Source organism: Shewanella sp. TC10, from assembly GCF_009663145.1.
GTDB lineage: Bacteria > Pseudomonadota > Gammaproteobacteria > Enterobacterales > Shewanellaceae > Shewanella.
This window is the reverse complement of sequence record NZ_VKHR01000019.1, coordinates 33,024-55,991: the sequence shown is the minus strand read 5'-3', so window position 1 is coordinate 55,991 and position 22,968 is coordinate 33,024. Positions and strand designations below refer to the sequence as shown.

19 protein-coding genes are annotated in these 22,968 nt (G+C 39.8%); 5 read left to right on the top strand and 14 right to left on the bottom strand.

All coding sequences use genetic code 11. From position 1 onward, the window contains the following. Positions 1-90: 90 nt before the first annotated feature. Entirely contained in the window at positions 91-609 is a 519-nt protein-coding gene (locus tag FNZ24_RS08820; protein WP_153914113.1) for a GspH/FimT family pseudopilin, read from the top strand. Positions 610-710: 101 nt separating this feature from the next. Then, entirely contained in the window at positions 711-1,238 is a 528-nt protein-coding gene (locus FNZ24_RS08815) for a GspH/FimT family pseudopilin (RefSeq protein WP_153914112.1), read from the top strand. Between the two features lie 127 nt (positions 1,239-1,365). Here FNZ24_RS08815 and FNZ24_RS08810 read toward each other — a convergent pair whose 3' ends face one another. The 11 genes from FNZ24_RS08810 to murJ all read right to left on the bottom strand — a co-directional run bounded on the left by FNZ24_RS08810 (position 1,366) and on the right by murJ (position 14,918). Further along, entirely contained in the window at positions 1,366-1,776 is a 411-nt protein-coding gene (locus FNZ24_RS08810; RefSeq protein ID WP_102519286.1) for a type IV pilin protein, read from the bottom strand. Positions 1,777-1,788: 12 nt separating this feature from the next. Next, positions 1,789-5,304: a pilus assembly protein gene (locus FNZ24_RS08805; protein WP_153914111.1), complete on the bottom strand. Its 3,516-nt coding sequence runs from the start codon at positions 5,302-5,304 to the stop codon at positions 1,789-1,791. A 2-nt stretch (positions 5,305-5,306) separates the two neighbouring features. Next, entirely contained in the window at positions 5,307-5,744 is a 438-nt protein-coding gene (locus FNZ24_RS08800; protein ID WP_153914130.1) for a pilus assembly PilX family protein, read from the bottom strand. Positions 5,745-5,771: 27 nt separating this feature from the next. Next, positions 5,772-6,743: a PilW family protein gene (locus tag FNZ24_RS08795; RefSeq protein WP_153914110.1), complete on the bottom strand. Its 972-nt coding sequence runs from the start codon at positions 6,741-6,743 to the stop codon at positions 5,772-5,774. A gap of 8 nt (positions 6,744-6,751) precedes the next feature. Beyond that, positions 6,752-7,303: a type IV pilus modification protein PilV gene (gene pilV, locus FNZ24_RS08790; RefSeq protein WP_153914109.1), complete on the bottom strand. Its 552-nt coding sequence runs from the start codon at positions 7,301-7,303 to the stop codon at positions 6,752-6,754. A 286-nt stretch (positions 7,304-7,589) separates the two neighbouring features. Further along, positions 7,590-8,519, bottom strand: a complete 930-nt coding sequence (gene ispH, locus FNZ24_RS08785; RefSeq protein WP_194945024.1) for a 4-hydroxy-3-methylbut-2-enyl diphosphate reductase — start codon at positions 8,517-8,519, stop codon at positions 7,590-7,592. Between the two features lie 31 nt (positions 8,520-8,550). Further along, a complete protein-coding gene (gene fkpB, locus FNZ24_RS08780) occupies positions 8,551-8,985 on the bottom strand; it encodes an FKBP-type peptidyl-prolyl cis-trans isomerase (protein WP_267463726.1) in 435 nt (144 codons plus the stop codon). 11 nt (positions 8,986-8,996) lie between these two features. Beyond that, positions 8,997-9,494, bottom strand: coding sequence for a signal peptidase II (gene lspA / locus FNZ24_RS08775; RefSeq protein ID WP_153914107.1), 498 nt, complete (start codon positions 9,492-9,494; stop codon positions 8,997-8,999). Positions 9,495-9,503: 9 nt separating this feature from the next. Continuing rightward, a complete protein-coding gene (gene ileS, locus FNZ24_RS08770; RefSeq protein WP_153914106.1) occupies positions 9,504-12,326 on the bottom strand; it encodes an isoleucine--tRNA ligase in 2,823 nt (940 codons plus the stop codon). A gap of 32 nt (positions 12,327-12,358) precedes the next feature. After that, positions 12,359-13,294 (bottom strand): bifunctional riboflavin kinase/FAD synthetase, encoded by a 936-nt coding sequence (ribF, locus tag FNZ24_RS08765; protein ID WP_153914105.1) that lies wholly within the window; start codon positions 13,292-13,294, stop codon positions 12,359-12,361. 64 nt (positions 13,295-13,358) lie between these two features. Then, positions 13,359-14,918 (bottom strand): murein biosynthesis integral membrane protein MurJ, encoded by a 1,560-nt coding sequence (gene murJ / locus FNZ24_RS08760; RefSeq protein ID WP_153914104.1) that lies wholly within the window; start codon positions 14,916-14,918, stop codon positions 13,359-13,361. Between the two features lie 255 nt (positions 14,919-15,173). On the opposite strand from murJ, the gene rpsT reads away from it, so the two are divergent. Further along, the gene (rpsT, locus tag FNZ24_RS08755; protein WP_102529664.1) at positions 15,174-15,440 is read left to right on the top strand and encodes a 30S ribosomal protein S20; all 267 of its coding nucleotides are present in this window, start codon (positions 15,174-15,176) and stop codon (positions 15,438-15,440) included. Positions 15,441-15,626: 186 nt separating this feature from the next. On the opposite strand, the gene FNZ24_RS08750 is transcribed toward rpsT, so the two are convergent. After that, positions 15,627-15,923, bottom strand: coding sequence for an ArsR/SmtB family transcription factor (locus FNZ24_RS08750; RefSeq protein ID WP_102529665.1), 297 nt, complete (start codon positions 15,921-15,923; stop codon positions 15,627-15,629). A 135-nt stretch (positions 15,924-16,058) separates the two neighbouring features. On the opposite strand from FNZ24_RS08750, the gene FNZ24_RS08745 reads away from it, so the two are divergent. Further along, the gene (locus FNZ24_RS08745) at positions 16,059-17,504 is read left to right on the top strand and encodes a M20/M25/M40 family metallo-hydrolase (protein WP_153914103.1); all 1,446 of its coding nucleotides are present in this window, start codon (positions 16,059-16,061) and stop codon (positions 17,502-17,504) included. A gap of 88 nt (positions 17,505-17,592) precedes the next feature. Here FNZ24_RS08745 and yaaA read toward each other — a convergent pair whose 3' ends face one another. Next, complete coding sequence (gene yaaA / locus FNZ24_RS08740) at positions 17,593-18,369, bottom strand: peroxide stress protein YaaA (RefSeq protein WP_153914102.1); 777 nt, start codon at positions 18,367-18,369, stop codon at positions 17,593-17,595. A 158-nt stretch (positions 18,370-18,527) separates the two neighbouring features. Then, positions 18,528-19,964: an alanine/glycine:cation symporter family protein gene (locus FNZ24_RS08735; RefSeq protein WP_153914128.1), complete on the bottom strand. Its 1,437-nt coding sequence runs from the start codon at positions 19,962-19,964 to the stop codon at positions 18,528-18,530. Positions 19,965-20,516: 552 nt separating this feature from the next. Between FNZ24_RS08735 and FNZ24_RS08730 the strand changes: the two genes are divergently transcribed. After that, positions 20,517-22,883, top strand: a complete 2,367-nt coding sequence (locus FNZ24_RS08730) for a phosphoketolase family protein (protein WP_153914101.1) — start codon at positions 20,517-20,519, stop codon at positions 22,881-22,883. The last annotated feature ends 85 nt before the right edge of the window (positions 22,884-22,968 follow it).

Here is a 22,968-nt window from a genome sequence, read left to right as displayed (position 1 = left end):
TAATCAGTTTAAAACTAGCAGAGTTAGCAAAAGCTTCTATACTTTTTCGACTACTCAGATAATGAACCTTAAAAATCAAGGATGATTTTTATGAATACCCAGTTAAAGGGATTTAACCTAATTGAAGTTATGGTCGCTGTTTCCATTGCTTCAATTATTTCGACCATGGCAGCTCCATCACTTAATAATCTGATTAACCATGCTCGCAGTAAAAGCAATATCAGATCTATACAACAACTTATCCAGTTGGCCCGTAATCATGCCATTAGCCTAAGTGCTCGGGTAACTGTTTGTCCTATAGAAAATAACCAATGTAATAACAACTGGCAACAAGGCTTCACTATATTCATTGATGGTGGAGAGTCAAATATCATCAATACTGGCGACCACATTTTACATATTGCCCCAGCCTTTAATCCAAACGATATCGTTTACTACAATCGAAAAGCCATAAGATTTCAACCGGATGGGCTTGCATCTGGTACCAATGGAACCTTTAGATATTGCCCAGAAATTTATAATAGCCCTTTTTCAAAAGCTGTCATTGTAAATCAATCTGGCCGAATAAGGTTTTCACGCAAAAATAAAATAGAATGTAAACAAAACTAGTAGATTCGTATGTGTTTCTAGTGAACTTTAGGCTTACAAAAACACTGATTTCAAAGTCATATTGGCTTATACTTAATTAAGTATTGCAGAGGAAAATATGCATGAATCAAATGAAAAACGGATTTAATAACGGATTCACTTTAGTTGAACTAATGGTCACACTCGTAGTTGCAGGAGTTTTAGTAGGTGTTGCTGTACCTACATTATCCAGTCTTTATGAAAGTAGCAGAAGCAGCTCAGCCACAAGCTCTATCGAGTCAGCCTTAGTGTTTGCAAGAAATCAAGCGGTAAGCTTTGGCAGAAGAGTGACTGTTTGCCCGGGAGATGGCAGTGGTTGCTCAACAGATTGGATTGGTGGTATTGCCATCTTTATTGATGATGATCAAAATGGTGTTAAAGATAATAACACTGATGTATTGCGCTATATCGATGGCTTTAATAGCGATGACTTTATAAAAACATCATCATCAGCAATGATAACTTTTAATTCCGATGGTTTAGTTAGCGGCTCTAACGCTCAAACAATTACCTATTGTCCCGGAACAACCGACAGTGCCTACTCAAAACAAGTCTCTTTAAGCGCCTCTGGCAGAGTTCAGATTATTTCTGACAATGTAAACTGTACTTAAACTCTTCTGAGTTAATCAACAGTACATTACTTATCGTTATCAAAGGACATAAGTAACACAAAAAACACATAATAAAAAAGAGTTTATGGTTAACCATAAACTCTTTTTTATTTAATGAAGAATTTACTTAATTCCCCCAGCACTCCGTAGGAGTCTTAACACCGTCTGAAGTTATTTGGATAACAGGGCAAGCAGTATCACGTGTAGCTTGAGTGCCTATCGCTGTCGCCTTTAATGTATATTTACTACCGTCACCAATTGAAAAAGCATCAACCTCATAAAAACCATTATCGACAATATATGGATCATCATCCATTCCTAGTTGTTTCATATTCTTAGTAAATGTCTTGTGATCTAAATAAAATTGCTCTTGTCTATTCGCCAAATTCATTAAGCCGGAAAGTGCATCGGCGCGAGCGCCTTTTGCAGCAAATTGTGTATAACTTGGATAGGCAATAGCTGCTAGTATTCCAACCACAGTGATGGTTATCATCAATTCAATTAGTGTAAATCCATTGTTTCTATTGATACTATTCATTTATATCTCGTTTTAGTTTTCATTTTGATGATAGTAAATTCTGTTAACACCTAAGCCACCACCAATACACTTATCATCACCTTCAGCGCAGCCGTCATCACCAAGTACATCATTTTTAATCATATCATTTGCTGCATCACCAATGCCTATTAAGTACATGTAACTATCTGAGTCACCATTGTGTGGAACAACAAGCGTCGGTGTATCAGGAACCTGCTCACCCATTACAAAGTAGTCTTCAGAATAGCTGTAAGTTCTCGCACCTTTGTGGAGGTCAAATCCATAAAGCCTCCCCTGCCCTGGCACTAAACAAGCATTCTCACTAGCACCAGTTTCAGGCACATAAGAAGTAAAAAATACTCTCCCTGATACTATGGTCGCTGCTGACAGTGACTTCTCCCCTTCATCACTAAAATTGTAATACCAACCACGTTTAGTACCAAAAGTAATTAACTCAGTATCTGATGCCGGTGATTCAGATGTGACATTATACAAATCAGTTATATCAAGAGCATCCGGTGTCGTATTACCCGCAGCTGAACTATATGATTTAGTAACGATATTTCTATCTTGAAGAGTAAAAAACTTATCAGCTCTTTGTTTATCTAATGGATGTGGTCTATGGCCACTTCCAATTACAACAGCATCGTAAGGTATGCTCTGATATGTCATTGTCGTTGTTGTTGTACCACCTTCTGTATGGGTGTGCTCAGCAACATTACTGAATGTAGTTTGTGCAACGACAGGTTCAGAGAAAAAGCGAATATCAGTTGTTGTTGTTCCGCCACCGAGACTTGCAAACTTGAAAGCACTCCAAGGCTTTGAGGAGTCTGTCGATAGACCGGGTAAATCCAACCGCCAAACATTTGCACCTGTATCAGTTGCATAAATGCGATCTGTGAGTTGATCATTATTCGAATCTAATATAGCGACCTTATTTGGTATGCTATCCGAAAGCCCAGGCATAGATGTATCGCTACCAGCTAAACCAAAGCTATGAACTTTAGTGCCTTTATCAGCATCAATGATATAGACACCTACCCCCGTTGTATCAGAACTACCGACACTAGAACCATCTTTTGTTGTTGGGTTATAACCTGCACCTATAATTAATACTGGATTAGCATCTGCAGATGTCGTTGCCCCTGCTGGCCAATCAGGTACTTTTGTGATGACAGGCTCAGACCATGACTCTCCTTGTATTGAAAAATCACTGGTTTGCGAAATCCATTTCAGAGAAGGCGCATCAGGGTCAGTAATATCCAGCGCATAATAAGATGTGCCACCACGCCTCATACCCACGTATAACCAAGCTTTTGATACTTTATCGCTTGAATCTCTTTCAATATAAGCAACAGGCGAGCCATCCATGCCATAAATGGAGTGAACCCCGGTTTGAGGGTTATCTCTTAATCCTTTAATGTTTTTTAACAATTCAACCGGCATAAATGCCCAAGACTCTGAAACACTACTTGTTTCACCAGATACTTCATCTTTGAACATGTGCAGAAAACCATGATTGGTGCCCATGATGATTCGATTATCAGGGGAGGACTCATTGCCATAATTAATAACCAATGGTCTTGAGTGCAGTGGGTCACCCATTATATCTTGACGTAAATATAACGGTGCAGTCGAACTATTATCATCATTGTCTTCATTATCAACATTGATGCCTTTAGCCCAATCAAAGCTATCACTGATATCACTTTCATCTACTCCCATATATGAAGCTAATTTGGCATCTGTAGACAAAAAACCGTTAAGTTTGGCATTTGAAGGGGTAAAACTAATCAAATCTCCACTTGAACCATTATTAAGTAAAACGTTACGTGAATTTATAGATGAGCTGTAAGCACTTCTCATAACAGCTGCAACGCCACCATCCGAAACATGATAGCCCTTATAACTGGTAGAATTACATTCGGCAGTAGATGTCCAAAATGAACATGCCTCTTCAGCTATTGCACCATTGCTATCAAAGGCATCATTACCATCTTTATCTACAACATTACCATCTGCAGTTACTTTAAACTTTTTCAAATTACCAGACCAACGAGGTCCTTTATCAGGTAAAAACATCGCGAAGTAAGCAGCATCACCAGTTTGTGTCTTATCTAATACAACTGAAGGCGAAGTAAAGCTGGAGTCAGTTCCTTGAATGGCTGTTACAGCTTGTAAAAGTGATGCTTTTAATGCTTCTGCTGAATTAGCCTTGTAATACTCACCACCTGCATTTTCAGCGGTTTTCCTCAATAAAGTTTCTGCAGCATCAGCGCCAGAACTGAACCCAATGGTATAAGTAGAAACGGTTTGATCTAATGGCGCATTAGGGTTTACATCATTTTTATACATCCAATTTGCTAAAGGAGCCAATAAGTTAGTTGTAGTATCCCCACTCCATACTACATCGACACCTAGTGTTAAATCGACTCCAGGCAATTGGCCGATAGCAGTATCAGCACTAACATCATTGTTTGGAATACCATCAGTCACGTATATAATTGATGCATTCGATTGACAGTCTTTGCCTTCAAAGGGAGAAATATAATCGGTCCCATCTTCAGACTCAATATTATCATCATAGCTAGGGTTAGAAGTAGAACCATCAGTTTTATGACCAAACTTAACGGGTTTGCCATAAAGGTAACTATATGCTTCAAATAATGTTTCACACAGTGGTGTGTAGTTACCGTTAATGGAGTCAGAATCTTTAATTGAAGTAATTATACTGTTTTTGTTATCAATCGAAGCTTCTTTCATTCCAGAAATGATTCGACCACCATCTCTGGATGTATTGTTGTTCTTATTAAAAATAGCTAGACCAAAATCAATCCCAGGAGTCGAAACAATCAACTCCTCCAAAATTCTTTTGGCAACATCCATACGTGTGTATGAATCGCCATTTGACTTGCCATTTGGTTTGCTAGCATTATGAAACCAAGTCACATATTCTTGAGTATAAATGTGAATAGGATCTCCTAATCCAAACTCTGTTAACTTAGCTTTTTCTATGTCAGAATCATAGGGTGATGCTAGACCATCTACAGGATAACCAGATACTCCACCTGCGTTTGAAGTATCTTGCTCATAAATATCTTCATAACAATCCACTGTAGAAATACTACTTCCGTCGGTCAGAGGGAATTTTGACCAAGTAGATTCTTGATACTCCCTAAAATAACCAGTATAAAGGCCATACTCATTTAAAAATGCTTTAGAACTGGCGCAACCATTCAGACTACTTAAAAAGTATTGATTACTGCTTGCCTCAGGCACCACTGCACCATCATTAGAAAAGTATAGTTTTGTGCTATTGCCTATCGTTGTTTGGTCGTGGAATCTTGGAGCAGTAAATGAGTTATCTCCCATACTGCCAGATGTATCAAGAATCAATAAAACCTGTGGATTATCATTACTTCGAGCAGAAGACTCTAGTACATATAATTCTGTGTCATCGGCGAAACTATTAGCAATTAAACCTAATCCAATAAAAGCTAATGCAATTGTCGTTATTTTAGTAATCATGTTTAACTCCCGGTGAGCACTTCTTGCTCAATGCCAGTTGTAACGGTTAGTTGACCGACACCAGCTCTACCAAATGTAGCAGAACTCGAAACTTCTAAACGTCTGCAGCTAATCAAATTTGCAGCGTTGGCTTTTTCCGTTCGCTGGCAATTCACATCAATCCCTGGATTATCTGCAGGCATCAATTTAATATTTTGTGTTCCATCCATTTCTGCGGCAACTCCATCTGCTGTTCTTGTACTAAAACTATGGGTAACATTATCATTAACAACTAAATTAAGTCCGCCTTGAGCTTTTGAAAGTGCGGATATTCTATCTCCACCAGCACCGGCCATTCTTAAAGATTGGCTTGAATTAACAGCAAGTGCGACACCAATAATCGTCATGACAATGAGAACAATCAAGGAAAAAAATAACACCATTCCATGTTGTTTCTTAATTGGATTAATCATTGAAATACCTAATTTCTAATTTCTAATCAGTACAGGGTTGTCAAGTACTACAGTCGTTGACATCACTTTTCTTCTATATTTATCGTTTGTTGCTGCAATCGTTTTATCACCAAGTTGATAAACTATTTCATTTTCATAACTGTCATCTTCTTGAATAGAGCGTACAAGTACATAGATTTTAATAGCCACTAAACGTTGAAATCCTTGATTGTCCCACATCATGGTAGAAACTTGACCAGCAGGCATAAAAGAGTCAGGGGTAGAGTCACCATCATCATCGAATCCGTATAAAAACCTCATATTTTCAATACCTTCAACAAGTTGATCTTCATTATTCATTCCATTAGAAATATTCAATGTTTTTCTACTTAGAACAGGAATACCGCTATCGTCTTTAATAAAATAAACATGGTGCTGGTACTCCCATACTCGACTATTCAACGTCGATGGAGCCGCACTACTGCCATTAAAAAATTCGAGTTCATTAGATGTTACAGAGGCATAATAGCGATTTGAATCTTGAACTGTAGCTTCTGGCCCTACAAGCCTTTTAATTTGAATAACATCAGTGCCACTATTCGGAGAAATTGCAGAATCGCAGTTTAATGTAATCAAACTGCTGCCCTGTTCATATCCCCATAAACGTCTAAAATGTGCAGGTACATTAATTGGAAAAGTTGCATTATTGAACCCATCACCAACACAATCACTGGTTGCCGCAGTTGCCGAAACGGATGTATTGGTGCCTAGTAATAAATCTGTTCCAGTAATATCACCAAAAAAACCTAATTGACTGATGTCACGCTCCATTATCGCAAGTGCAATACGCCCATTTTCTTGTAATTGAGTGAATTGACTGGTTGTAGTGACATTACTTGAAGACATACTGAACATTGAGAATAAACCAGCAGAAATAAACAAGCTAATGAGCATAGCGATCATTAGTTCTACCAGAGACATACCTTGTTGTTTATATAAAGTGTTCATTAAAAAACCTAAAGAATTGCTGTTTCGATTTCGAAAATTCGTTTTTTATTATTTTTATCGCCACAGTTGATGACATAATCAGAATAACCTGTTTCAGTTCCTGAAGATTTGCGTATCCCAGTCCAACTCATTACTACAACGACTTTACTTGGCTCAACATAAATACATCCGTTTGGAGCTGGTAAACCACCAACATTGTTCCCACCATCATTTTCAGCTTCACCAATAAAAGCTGATTGCCATTCATAAACGTCCCAAAGCTGTAACTCAGCTGGTGTGCAAATTGCTGCACCCGAGCATGCTTTGGAGGGCGCAGTTAAAGAAGCGCCGGTGTAGGTAATACCTGTGGCTGAGCCATATGAATCTAACACCGATGGATTTAATCGCATGCGGTTTATAATATCGTTGGCGTAGTAAGAAGCTTGAGTTTGCTGAAATGATTCAAAGCTACCGCGCTTAGAAACGATATGCAGGTTAAAAATGCCAATTAACCCAACAGTCAAAATGACTAAAGAAACCAAAACTTCAATCAAGGAAAATCCATTCCTTTTTGCTGACATAAGTGTCAAACCTCCATTAACTGTCACTTTTATGACACGATATTTAAAAATATTTGTTTTAAATCCTAAACTTAGATACAAAATACTATAATCACTCGAAATAGTCGAGCAAGATGTAATCAGATAGTTAACCATTGTATACTAAATATTAGATGAAGATTAAATTTGATAATCTTTAAAGTATAGTTCAATAAATAGCCCATTAGTTGCAGACATAAAAAAACCGCAAACCCAGAGGGTTTACGGCTTTAGTAACGATATGAAATTTAGATAAAAAGTTGCAGGATTACCTTAACTCAGCCGGCACGGCGAACACGGTATCTTCTTTACGCCCTTCAACTTCAGTTATCACTGAAGGCTCGAATTTAGCAATAGCATCGACCACCTGTTGCACGAGTACTTCTGGTGCAGATGCTCCAGCAGTTACTGCAACTTTGGCGACACCACTAAACCAAGCTTCATCAACATCAGCTGCTGTGTCAACTAGGTATGCTTTTGTTCCAGTTTTTTCTGCTAACTCTCGCAGTCGATTCGAGTTAGAGCTATTTTTAGAGCCGACAACAATAAACAAGTCTGCGTCCGATGACATAGTTCTTACTGCATCTTGGCGGTTTTGTGTCGCGTAACAAATATCATCTTTACGCGGCCCTTCAATTGACGGGAACTTAGCTTTTAATGCTTCTATAATATCTAATGTGTCATCAACTGATAGTGTTGTTTGAGTAACAAAGCACAAGTTATCAGGATTATTGACCGTTAAGGCTTCAACGCTTTCTGGTGACTCAACAAGATAAACCCCACCATCAGCATTATCATATTGCCCCATGGTTCCTTCTACTTCAGGATGCCCTTCATGACCAATAAGAATACATTCAATACCTTTACGACTTGCTCGAGTCACTTGAAGATGAACCTTAGTGACTAAAGGACAAGTGGCATCAAACACTTTTAAACCGCGAGTCTTTGCTTCTTTGCGAACAGCTTGAGAAACACCGTGAGCACTGAAAATAACAATACAGTTATCAGGTACTTCATCAAGTTCATCGACAAATATTGCACCGCGCTCTTTGAGGTTTTCAACCACGTAACGATTATGAACAACTTCATGTCGAACATAAATTGGGGGCTCAAATAATTCTAAAGCTCGCTCAACAATGCTTATTGCGCGATCAACACCTGCACAAAAACCTCTTGGGTTGGCAAGTAAGATATTCAGCTCAGGAGACGTTGGGTCAACTTTAAACATCTTAAAGTACCTCTACCACATCAAGTTCAAAAGTGACTTTTTGGCCTGCTAATGGATGATTTAAGTCAACAGTTATAGAGTCACCGGCAATTTCTCTGACCATACCTGGAATTTCACTACCGCCAGGTCCGCCAAAACTAACTATCACACCTGGTTCAAGTTCCATATCTGCAGGGAAGCGACTTCTATCCATATGGTGTATAGCATCAGGATTTGATTCACCAAATGCATCTATTGGCTCAAGCGTAAAATTGTGCTTATCGCCAAGTTGTAAAGCGATGATTTCAGCTTCAAAAGCTGGGCTTAAACTACCATCACCGACATTAAACCTTGCAGGTTTGCCTGACGACTTAGTGCTGTCTGCAGTTGAGCCGTCTTCGAGAACGATATTCATATGGCACAGAATTGAACGAGATGGTGCTTGTTGCTCTGACAAAGTAATTCTCCCTAACTCTCTTTTGCAGGTTCTTCTGGTTTAAACGATTCCCAAATAATCAGTACCGCGCCGATAAAAATACCAGCATCAGCGATATTAAATGCTGGGTAATGACTGGTATTCCAATAGAAATCAATAAAGTCGACTACGTAACCATGGATTAATCGATCAACTAAATTACCAATCGCACCACCAATTATCAGAGTATATGCTAAGTTTGAACGCCAAAGAGACGCTGACTGCTTACGAAGCCATACGGTAAGTAAAATACTAAAGCCAACAGCTATAATGGTAAATAACCAACGTTGCCAGCCTCCAGCTTCACTTAAAAAACTAAATGCAGCGCCGTAATTACGCACATAGGTAAAATTAAAGAACGGTAAAAGCTGTATTGATTCATATAGCTCAAAATTTGCTAACACCCATTGCTTAGATAGCTGATCAGCAAAAAATACTAATACAGCTACCCAATACCAACGAATGCCACTTTCTTTCCAAGTCGATGGCATTATCAGTCCTTAAGCAAAGTCACGATGTTCGCCATCGCCTTCAATGTTAGTTACACAACGACCACAAAGTGTTGAATGTGACTCGATGGTGCCAACATCATCACTGTAGTGCCAGCAACGCTCACACTTCTGAGCACTACTTTTAGAGACCATTAACTTAAGCGAGTTAAGTTCAGTTTCAATCGCATCAGCTGGTGCACTATCAAGTGCTTCAACATCAGTTTTAGAGGTTAGCAATACAAAGCGTAACTCATCTGCAACTTTAGCTAACTGTGAAGCTAAGTCTGCATCTGCAAATAATGTCACTTCAGCTTCTAAAGAGCCGCCAATACGCTTATCACGACGAGCTTGCTCAAGAACTTTATTCACTTCATTACGTACAGTCAGTAATTGCTGCCAGTAATCATCACTTAAATCATCTTCTAATGTGACAGACTCAAGACCTTGGTACCATTCTTCAGTGAATACAAACTCAGTGCGTTCACCTGGTAACAATTTCCAGATTTCATCAGCTGTAAAGCTTAAAACTGGCGCAATCCAGCGAACCATAGCTTCAGCAATATGGTATAGCGCAGATTGACAACTACGACGAGCATGACCATCTTGCTTCGCAGTGTATTGACGATCTTTAATGATATCTAAGTAGAAGCTTCCTAACTCAACTGAACAGAACTGCATTAATTTCTGTGTCACTGAATGGAAGTTATATTGTTCGTACGCTTCAATAATTTCACTTTGAAGTGCGGCTGCACGGCGCACAACCCAGCGATCAAGTGACACCATATCTTCAGTGGCAATCATGTCAGTTTCTGGATTAAAGCCATTTAAATTGGCTAATAAGAAACGGGCAGTATTACGAATACGACGATATGAATCAGCGCTACGATTTAAGATTTCGTCTGAAACTGTCATTTCACCACTGTAATCGGTGGCTGCAACCCATAAACGTAAAATGTCAGCACCTAGCTTATTAATCACTTGTAGTGGTGCTATCACATTACCAACAGACTTTGACATCTTGCGGCCTTTACCATCAACGGTAAAACCATGAGTTAATACTTGCTTGTATGGCGCTTTACCATTCATCGCAGTAGAAATCATTAATGATGACATAAACCAACCACGATGCTGATCGCTACCTTCTAGGTATAAATCAATTTCATGACCGTTAAATTCTGGACGTGAAGCAACTACAGAAGAGAAAGTAGAACCTGAGTCATACCAAACGTCTAACGTATCTGTCACTTTGCGATATTGATCTGCTTCATCACCAATCAACTCACTGATTTCAAGATCCCACCAAGCTTGGATGCCTTCTTGTTCAATGCGATGTGCAACACGTTCCATAATAGCCACGCTATCTGGATGCAACTCATCCGTTTCACGATTAACTAATAATGTGATAGGTACGCCCCAAGTACGTTGGCGTGAAATACACCAATCAGGACGGTTCTCAACCATTTTCTCAATACGGCTTTGACCCCAATCTGGGATCCATTGAGTTTGCTCAATTTCGCCTAATGCTTGCTGACGTAAGCCATGGTTATCCATTGAGATAAACCATTGCGGCGTCGCACGGAAAATAATTGGTGTTTTATGGCGCCAGCAATGTGGGTAACTATGACGGTAAGCTACGTGGTGCAATAGCTGACCTTTTTCTTCTAACAGTTCAACCACACTCTTGTTAGCTTTAAATACGTGCTGACCTGCAAAAAATTCAGTATCAGCTTTGTATACGCCGTTATCACCAACAGGGTTAGCCACTTCTAAACCATACTTTTGACCGACAATGTAATCGTCTTGACCATGGCCAGGAGCAGTATGAACAACACCAGTACCTGCTTCAGTTGTTACGTGGTCACCTAAAATAGCTGGCACATCAAATGCCGATAAAGGATGGTTAAAACGAAACAGCTCAAGTTCAGCACCTTTTGCAGTGCCGATAACGTTATGACTTTCAGCCTCAAATCGAGTCATACATGACTCAACTAACACTTCTGCTAAAATCAGCGTTTTAGTTTCGCCATTTTTAACAAATTCAACCAAGCTATAGTCAAGCTCAGGGCTTAGACATAGTGCGCGGTTAGCAGGAATTGTCCATGGGGTTGTAGTCCAAATAACAGCTGCAACTGTAGAGCTATAACCATCAACACCAAACTTAGATGCAACAGCTGCTGAATCAACCGCATTGAAAGCAACATCGATAGCCGGAGAAGTTTTATCTTCATACTCCACTTCTGCTTCAGCTAGTGCTGAACCACAGTCAGTACACCAATGCACAGGCTTAACACCTTTGTGTAAATGGCCGCTATCAATCACTTTAGATAATGAACGAACGATATTCGCTTCAGTGCTGTAATCCATCGTTAAATATGGATTATGCCAATCACCTAGAACACCTAAACGGATAAAGTCATCACGCTGGCCGTCTACTTGCTTGGCCGCATATTTACGACATTCAGCACGAAACTCAGCAGCTGATATTTTTTGACCTGGTTTGCCAACTTTCTTCTCAACCATTAATTCAATAGGTAAGCCGTGACAATCCCAGCCTGGAACGTATGGCGCATCAAAGCCTGCCATCGTTTTAGACTTGATAATAATGTCTTTAAGAATTTTATTTACTGAGTGACCGATATGGATATTGCCATTCGCATAAGGAGGGCCATCATGCAAAATGAAAGGTTTGCGTCCAATACGACTATCACGAATTTTTTGATAAAGTTCGTTTTGAGTCCAACGGTTTAACATTTCTGGCTCACGATTAGCCAGATTACCGCGCATCGGAAAATCTGTTTCCGGCAAATTCAACGTAGATTTATAGTCGGTCATTGATCCTATACCATTAATTGGGTTGATTTATTTCAACCTGCATCATTGCCAAACAAAGCTTTTGCTTCATTTGCATCATTCAAAATTTGTTTTTTTAGTGCTTCCAATGATTCGAACGGATGTTCGTCACGGATTTTTGCTACTAGCTCGACTTCAACACGCTTACTATATAAGTCGCCATCGAAATCAAATAAGTGCACTTCTAACTGACAGACTTGCCCATCCACTGTTGGTCTAAAGCCAACGTTGGCAACGCCTTCATATATATCACTATCATCCCAATACATTTTCACGGCGAAAACACCACGAACTGGTGAAACCTTACGTTTCAAGGCGATATTAGCAGTCGGAAACCCTATGGTCCTACCAAGCTTTTGCCCATGTGCAACACGACCAGTTAATACAAAAGGATGACCTAATAATCTTCTTGCTTGCTCCAAGTGACCTAAAGCAAGTTGCTCTCTTACAGCTGTAGAGCTTACTCTCGTAGAACCTAAAATAAAGCTTTGGGTACTGACAACAGTAAAGCCAAATTTTTTACCCGCTTCTACAAGCATCTCAAAAGTGCCGGTTCTGTTTTTGCCGAAGCAAAAATCGTCCCCAACGACTAAATATTTAACACCGAGCTTTTTAACCAGCAAATCCTCAATAAACTGCTCTGCAGGTTGATTAGCAAAATGACTGTTAAAATTAACACAAAGTAGCCTGTCAATATTGAGTTCATCGAGTAAACTGATTTTATCTCGTAATAAACTGATTCTTGCTGGCGCATCCTGTTGACGAAATAACTCTTGAGGTTGAGGTTCAAACGTCATTACCACAGCTGGTAGCTGAAAATGCTTTGCTTTATTAACTAAGTTATTAAGCACTTGCGCATGACCACGGTGCACGCCATCAAAGTTACCAATAGTGAGCACGCACCCATGATGCGAAGGTAAAATATTGTGTATACCGCGGATTAGTTCCATTACGCCAATTAACTGCTACTGTAAATCGGCTGATTATATACTAGATAGATTTGATAATCAGCATTCATGATTGACGTTTCATCTTCCAAGGCCTGAGTCCCATGATCACTAAGCTTAATAAATAGACACCTGCACCTGAAGCTATCAATTTAAGCAGGGTTAACACTTTTAGCATCATCGACATTTCTAACCATAATGATTGCACAGGTAAGGTCGTAATAAGTAGCGCAGCCATAAGTGCTGTTGCAATAACAACCTTCAAGAAAAAGACTAAAGTCCCGCGACTAAATCGATATACACCAGCGATATGTAAGCCTCGATACAACAAAGCCGCGTTAAGTAAAGCTGACATTGAAGTTGCTATAGCGAGTCCTACATAGCCAAAAGGAATAGCGAAAATAATATTGAATATCATATTACTTACCATCGCTATGATGCCGTATTTAACTGGAGTTTTAGTATCTTGACGAGAAAAATAACCCGGAGCTAATACTTTTATCATCATAAAACTCAATAAACCGCAGCCATAAGCAACCAAGCTATAAGATGCCATTTCTACATCAGTGACTGAAAAAGCGCCCCGCATAAATAGCACCATTAACATCGGCTGGGCTAAAATGATTAATCCGAGCATCGCAGGTACACCCAGTAATAAAATTGCGCGAACGCCCCAATCCATAGTGTCACTAAAACCAGTACCTTTATCATCCACATGCTTTTTCGATAAAGCAGGTAATATGACCGTTGCGATTGCGATACCAAATAAACCTAATGGAAATTCAAGTAACCGATCAGAGTAATACAACCAACTGATGGAACCTGTCATTAAAAATGAAGCGATAAAAGTATCAAACAACAAATTAATTTGAGACACCGACACCCCAAATAACGCAGGGATCATTAAGGTTCTTATTTTGACTACACCAGGGTGATTCCACCCCCAAGATGGCTTTACTAAAGAATTTTCACGAAGTAGGAATGGGAGTTGAAATAAAAACTGCACTAACCCACCAGTAAATACGCCCCAAGCTAACGCAAGCTCAGGTTGCTCCATGGTAGGAGCAAAATAAAGTGCGGCAACAATAATAGTGATATTTAAAAAAACAGGCGTAAAAGCAGAAACGGCAAACTTACCACGGGTATTAAGTATCGAACCTGCAAGCGCAGTAAACGTGATAAACCACAAGTATGGGAAAGTGATTTTGAGCATTAAAGATGCAAGTTCAAATTTTTCAGCGTTAGGACCATCATTTAACCAATCATAAAACCAACCACCAGCAAACAATGCGGCTAATATTGGCGAAGCAACCACACCTAGTAACGTCACAACACTAACGATCCCACCCAATGTTCCTGCTACTTTTGCTAGAAGTTCTCGTGTTTCTTCAGGGGTGTTTTTTTGTTGGTATTCAGTCAGAACTGGCACAAATGCCTGTGCAAAAGCTCCTTCAGCAAAAAGGCGACGCAAAAAGTTGGGGATTTTGTTGGCAAAAATAAACACATCGGCACTACTACCGGCACCCATCAGGTTGGCTATAACCACATCTCTTATCAGGCCTAATACTCTTGATACCAATGTCATCACACTGACAATTGCACCTGATTTTAATAACTTTTTACTCAAACACCCCTCCATAGCAGTTTGCTAACGAATGATTAAACGTGGATATATCTCAATTTTTCAATTCTAATGCTGTTTATGCGATACAAGAACTGGTAGAATGCGCCACATCTTACACGAGTTGGGTTGAAGATAACCGAGCAAGGTAGTTTTATTTGTCTTTTTGACGATATTTCTGCCATATTCATTGACAAAATGAATAAAAGCAGGCATATTCCTCGCCCTCAAAGTATTAATCCCAGTTTTAGGAGTTGCACCTTGGCTAATAGCAAGTCTGCAAAGAAGCGCGCGCTTCAATCTGAAAAACGTCGTCAGCATAATGCTAGTCGTCGTTCAATGTTACGTACATACGTTAAACGTGTTATCGCTGCTATCCAAAGCGGTGACCACAAAGCGGCTACAGAAGCATTCGCAGAAGCACAACCAATTGTTGACCGTATGGCGACTAAAGGCCTTATTCACAAGAATAAAGCTGCTCGTCAAAAGGCACGTCTAAACACAAGAATCAAAGCAATCGCTGCTTAATTTTGTGATTTAGTCTTTAAAAAACCGACTTAGGTCGGTTTTTTTATATCTGAAATTCACCATCCCTACCCATAAAACACCACTCTGCAAGCTTATCGGTAAAATTTGGCCATAAAAAAACGCCTTAACTAAACTTTACCTCAAGTAAAGATAGTTAAGACGCCTTTAGTTTGAGCAACTTTGCCACTAATGGCAGTATAAGTTGTCCAATACTTTAATTAACTCACGTACTTCTTCACTTTTCAGTGAATAGAAAACAGTTTGGGCTTCTTTACGTGTACAAACGAGATTGTCTTTTCTTAGCCAAGCTAAATGCTGCGATAATGCAGATTGGCTTAGACCTAGTTTTTTGTTCATCTCACCAACGCACATTTCACCTTCATTAAGCAAATGACACAAAATAAACAGACGACGTTCATTTGCTAGTGCTTTCAGCATTACTACAGCATGATCTGCACGCTGTTGCATTAATTCAATATTCATCACGCGCTTGGTTCTCCTCAATCATCTCCATGGCTAATATAGCCTTCCCTAAAAAATAGGGCAGCGACATGAAGCACACTTTTTGGTAGATTGTTTTTAAAAATGAGACTTAGCTAATAAAAATGAAGGAAACTCATGAAAAACTACAATAAGACTCTCTGCGCGGCGATGATTTTGACAGCATTATCAGGCTGCCAAAGTAACCAAAGTGATACAAAAGTAACAAACACCACCAATATTGAAGACACAAAAAACAACCGAATTAGTCAGCAATTAGCCACAAAAGCTTTAGCTTCTTCATTAGGTTATGACATCGTTGAGTCGTTAACAGTTGAAGTGGGCCCAAGACTAGCTGGCTCAGAAAAAGATATCATTGCAGTTAACTGGGCTATGGATAAATTGAAATCATTAAATTTCGATAAAGTCTATAAAGAGTCAGTACAAGTACCTGCCTGGTCCCGTGGTCATGCGAAAGCGTCTATTATCGCTCCTTTTGAACAACCTTTGGTTATCTCAGCACTTGGTGGCAGCGTTGCTACACCAACTGATGGCCTGCAAGCTCAAATTGTCCGCTTTGATACTCTAGCCGACTTACAAGCTGCAGATCCGGCTACAGTAAAAGGCAAAATTGCTTTTATTGACCATAAAACAGAGAGACATATTAGCGGTAAAGGTTACGGAAAGTCCGTAGGTGGACGCTCAAGAGGTGCTGTAGCTGCTGCTGAAAAGGGCGCTGTGGCTGTGGTTATACGCTCAATTGGCACTGATCACGACCGCATGGCACACACAGGAATGATGCGTTATAAAGATGGGGTTGCTAAAATTCCCGCTGCAGCACTTTCTGCACCTGATGCTGACATGATCAACTCCATGTTAAAGCGTGATGACAATATCACCTTATCACTTAATCTAAGCTCAAAAAACTTAGGTGTCGCGACTTCTTACAATGTTATTGCAGAGGTAACAGGAAGTAGTAAACCTGAAGAAGTGGTATTAATTGGTGCACACCTTGATTCATGGGATGAAGGAACAGGTGCGATTGATGATGGCGCTGGAGTCGCTATTGTTACCGCAGCAGCAAAACTTATTCAAGATTTGCCAGAAAAGCCTGCAAGAACAATTAGGGTGGTTTTATATGCAGCTGAAGAAGTTGGCCTTGTTGGCGGAAAAGCCTACGTGAAGCAACATGCTGATGAGTTAACTAATCACTATATTGCTGCTGAGTCAGATTTCGGCGCTGGTGAGATTTATCAAATCGACTTTAACGTTAACCCTGCGGTATTCGAACAAGTTCAGCTTGAGCACAGCGCAATGACAATTAATGGGGTTAAGCTTGGCAACAACAAAGCCACTGGTGGCCCTGATGTGTCTATGATGCCTTCTCTAGGCGTCCCTGTTGCATCATTGAGACAAGACGGAACTGATTATTTCGATTATCACCACACGCCAAATGACACACTTGATAAGATTGACCCTAAGTCACTAGCGCAAAATGTCGCAGCCTATGCGCAATTTGCATATATCATGGCGCAATCTGAATTAGATTTGCGACCGCTGGCGAAAAAAGAACAAAAGAAATAATTAGCGACTTTTTAAAACAAAAATTAAAAACAAAAAGCAGCTAATTAGCTGCTTTTTTTATGGTTAACTATACTAAGAAATAACTGTATTAAGTTCTTTCTTCACGCAAAAATACTGGAGCTGCTGGAGTCGATAATGCTTCATTAAAGTAATAACCATCAGCATCAAACTTTTGAACTCCAGCTAAAGTTTTAATATCTTTATCAATCAGATACCTTGCCATTAAACCGCGTGCTTTTTTGGCATAAAAACTAATAACTTTATATTGACCGTTCTTACAGTCTTTAAACACAGGGGTAATTAAGCTAGCTTGTAATAACTTTGGCTTAACTGCTTTAAAGTATTCATTCGATGCTAAATTAACAATGAGGTCATCTGTTTGCTCTTTAACAGCAGCATTGATTTCATTAGTGATGACCTCCCCCCAAAATGCATATAAATTTTTACCTTTAGGGTTTTCTAAACTGGTTCCCATCTCCAATCGATAAGCCTGCATCAAATCTAGCGGCTTCAGTAAACCATATAAACCAGAAAGGATTCGAAGGTGTTGTTGCGCTTTAATAATCTGCGCCTCGCTCATAGAATCTGCATCAAGACCAGTATAAACGTCACCTCTAAAAGCAAACATTGCCTGTTTCGCATTTTCAAGGGTAAAGTCAGGCTGCCATTCACTAAACCTAGCCGCATTTAAACCTGCTATTTTATCACTCACTTTCATTAATGAAGCGATATCAACAGGCGTTAACTCACGGCAAACTTCAATCAATTGCTGACTGTGATCTAATAAAGTTGGCTGAGTAAATGACGTGGTTTTAGCCGTGTTTTCGAAATCTAATGTTTTTGCAGGAGAAACTAATACTAACATCGTTAACTATCCTATTAAGCCATACAGTATTTAACTTTAATGCTCTCTATGATACTGGGCTGAATAAAAAAAACCATGCAATAAATGCATGGTTTTTTAGATTGTCCTAATGGAGTTTAGTATTCACTCAATCAGTAGACGCTAAATGATAGAGTTTACTACTTATCAGATTCAACTGGTTTATTTTTCCAGATACCATCTTCAAGTTGATCAGCAAGTTCAGGGAATTTATCAGTATCAAAAACAGGCTCTTCACCAGCATTAACCTGTTGACGGTAATCATTAATTACTCGTACAGCTAAGCCAGATAATAATAGTAAAGCAATCATGTTTACTAAGGCCATTAAGCCCATTGATACATCTGCAAGATTCCAAACGATGTTAATTTTTGCAATCGCACCAAACATCACCATACCAAGTACAGCTAGGCGGAATAACGGTAGAGCGCCTTTCTTATTGCCAGAAAGGAACATTACGTTGGTTTCTGCATAAGAGTAGTTAGCAATAATAGAGGTAAAACAGAATAATAAAATTGCAAAAGCAATGAATGCTCCGCCCCAATCACCAACATGAGATGACAACGCATTGATTGTCATTTCAATACCATCACCACTTCCAGCAGCATCACCTGATAATAAGATAATTGCAGCGGTAGCCGTACAAATAACGATAGTGTCAAAGAACACACCCATCATTTGCATATAACCTTGAGATGCTGGGTGGTTAGGGTTTGGAGAGGCACTCGCAGCAATGTTTGCTGCACTACCCATACCCGCTTCATTCGAGAATAAGCCACGCGCAATACCTGCCTGCATAGCTTGAGCAATACTGTATGCAACAGCGCCACCAGCGGCTTCTTGCCAACCGAATGCACTCTTAATTACAAGCATAAACACTGCAGGTAATTGCTCAACATTCATTAAGACAACTACGAATGCAATTGCAATGTATGCCAGTGCCATAATCGGTACGATAACTTCAGATACTTTAGCAACCTTCTTAAGGCCACCAACAATAACAACACCGCTTAATATTGCGATAGCAATACCAACATAAACAGGGTCAAAACCAAATACTGCGGTCATTGCACCGGTAATCGTATTCGCTTGAACTGCGTTGAAAACAAGACCGAAACAGATAATCAGTAAGATTGAGAATAAAATTCCCATCCAGCGCTGACCTAAGCCTTTTTCCATATAGTAAGAAGGGCCACCACGATACTGTCCGTCAGAATCTTTAACTTTATAAACTTGCGCTAAAGTCGATTCAATCATGGCAGTTGCCATACCAAGTACAGCAATTGCCCACATCCAGAAAACAGCGCCAGGTCCAGCCATACCAATAGCAACAGCAACACCTGCCATGTTACCCGCACCTACACGGGCTGCCATACTGGTACAAAACACTTGGAAAGAAGATAGACCATGACGGCCAGGACGACGGCTAATCGCAAGGATTTTAATGCCGTGTGTAAAGTGAGCTATTTGAATGAAGCCTAGACGGACAGTGAAAAATAAACCTGCACCAACTAGCCCGTAAACTAACAATTTACCCCAGAGTAAATCGTTCATGAAATTCACAATCGTTTCTAACATTGCCATTGCTTTAATTATTCCTTGGAATAACTTTATTTTGCAGAAAGTCAGCCTGTATTGAATTACCCCAATGGCTTATAGCTTCAGACAAAATAAAATTATCGTATTATTTTAATAAAAACACTCAAGCTCAAAATCTGCAGTCCTTTAAAGACTGTCATTTTAGATTGAGTTTCAGTGAGCGAAAATATTAGTTATTTATTATTTAGGATTTGATCGAGTTAACTTTACTTTTTTTAAGCACGAATGCCTAGCAAACTTTCTCAATTCATCATCTCTGATTTTTTCGGAGCAAAAAACTAGCATAGATGATCTGTAGCGTCAGGTGATTTTTATCACACTTTTCTAATTAGCAGGCTTTAGCCTCATCTCAAATAACAAACTTACGCTTTGTATCGCAAAAGAATTAACACTAATTCAACCTTCGCCCATTTTTTTAATAAAACAAATTAATAAAAAGTTAGACAAAGACCACATTATTGCAACGATTTTGAGAATACAGTGTTCACATTAAAGGTTAAATGAATTTTTACTTTGAACATTGAGGTCAATATGACACACGCAAATGAAATCACGTCGCTAAAGAAATTTGTTAGAGCGACAAACTTTCTCGCCACTTCTCAAATCTACTTAAAACAGAACGTATTATTTAAAAGGAATTTAAAACACGAAGACATTAAGCCTAGATTGCTTGGACATTGGGGAACATGCCCGGGAATTAACTTTGTTTATGCCAACGTCAACCGTCTTATCGTTAAACATCAAAGAGATTTCATTTACCTAGTTGGTCCAGGCCATGGTTTCCCCGCAGTGCAAGCAAACCTATTTGTTGAAGGGTCATTAAGCCACTTCTATCCAGAAACAATTCCTTATAATGAAGCCGGTATCGAAGATATCTGTAAAAAGTTCTCAGCTGCATACGGTTACCCTTCCCACGCGAACCCTGAAGCACCTGGCCAAATTCTTGAAGGTGGTGAATTAGGTTACTCATTATCTGTTGCCTGGGGCGCAGTTCTAGATAACCCTAATTTGATTGCAGCTTGTTTAGTGGGAGACGGCGAATCAGAAACTGGACCACTCGCTGCTTCTTGGTATGCAAACCGCCTTGTTGACCCAGCTACCAATGGCGCTGTATTACCTATTGTCCACATTAATGGATATAAGATTTCAGGCCCGACTCGCATGGGACGTATGGATCATGAAGAACTTGACTTAGAGTTCCGTGGGCTAGGCTACCACCCGATTATTGTCGATGATGAGCTCGAAGAAGACGTATTCATCCAAATGTCGAATGCTATGGACTTGTCCTATGAGATGATCAACGACATTCAAACCCGTGCTCGTAACGGTGAAGATGTCTGTAAGCCACGCTGGCCGGTTATTTTAATGCGCACAGCGAAAGGTTGGACAGGTACTGCAGAGCATGGCGGTAAAAAATTAGAAGGTAACTGCGAATCACACCAAGTAATCGTTAATAAATGTGCAACTGACCCTAGCCATTTAAGCGCATTAAACGACTGGTTAGACAGTTATAAGTTTAACGAGTTGTGTGAAATCAACGCTGAAGGTCAAATTACTTTCGATAAAGATATCCAATCACTGATCCCTCCTAAACATTTGTGTTGTGGTCGTCAGCATTTAAGTTACGGTGGTGAGGTCGTTCGTGCCCTTGCCCAACCGGATCTAAAAAAACTTAGCTATGGCCCTGAAACTCCTCGTGGTACTCGTGGCGTTTCAATGTATAAGATGGGCGAATGGATGCGCGATGCGTTTAAGTTAAACCGCGACCAACGTAATTTACGTATTTTCAGCCCAGATGAAACATACTCTAACCAGTTACAAGCCGTCTTTGAAGAAACTGACCGCGCTTGGCAATGGCCAATTAAAAGTTGGGATCAAGACATGGCGCGAGATGGCCGGGTGATTGAGTTACTCTCTGAAAACTTACTCTTTGGTATGATGCATGGTTATACAGTAACCGGACGTCATGCAATGTTCCCAACCTATGAAGCCTTCTCTCAAGTTGTTTCTTCAATGGCTGACCAATACTGTAAATATGTATACGCAAGCCAAGGAGTACATTTCCGTAAACCTGTCCCTTCTTGTAATGTGGTGTTGTCTTCTTTATTAGAGCGCCAAGATCATAATGGTTACTCTCATCAAAACCCATCTTTCTTAGGGGCGATGCTCGAGAAGCATCCAGATATCATTTCTGCTTATTTACCAGCAGACGGAAACACCACCCTAACCTACACCGAACGTGCTTATGAAGACCGCGATAAATTAAATATTCTTGTTGCAGGTAAAAAAGATTTGCCTCAATGGTTGTCACTTGATGAATCACGTAAGCAAACTGAAGATGGTGTTATGGTGTGGGATTTCGCTTCTGATGAGAACCCTGATGTCGTGCTTGCAGGTTGTGGTGATTATGTCACCCAAGAATGTATGGCTTCATTGGTACTTATCCGCGAGTTACTTCCAAGAGTCCGCATTCGCTTCGTCAGCGTGACTGAGTTAAATAGTAATGGTTTAGGTAGTAGAGACTTCCAAGCGAAACCTTGGATGATGGACGAAATCTTTACCGAAGATAAAGGCGTAGTATTTAACTACCATGGTTACCCTAATACCATTAAGAAGTTGGTATTTGACTATAAAGGTAGCCGCCGATTCAGAATCAAAGGTTATGAAGAGGAAGGCTCTACCACAACACCATTTGATATGGGCGTACGTAATGGTACTTCTCGCTACCATTTAGTTATCGACATGGCTTACAAGTTATTCCAACAAGGAGTCATCGATGAAACCCAACATGTGGCTATCACGACAGATATGCTGCAACGATTAGTTGAGCATCGTAATTACATCAAGGCAAATGGCGTAGACCCTCAAGAAATCGAAAACTGGGTATGGACTCGTTAATTAAGTTAAACATTCCAAATAGTTAGTGTTACAAAAAGCGCCTCTTGGCGCTTTTTTTTTAAATTTATCATTACGATTAAAAACG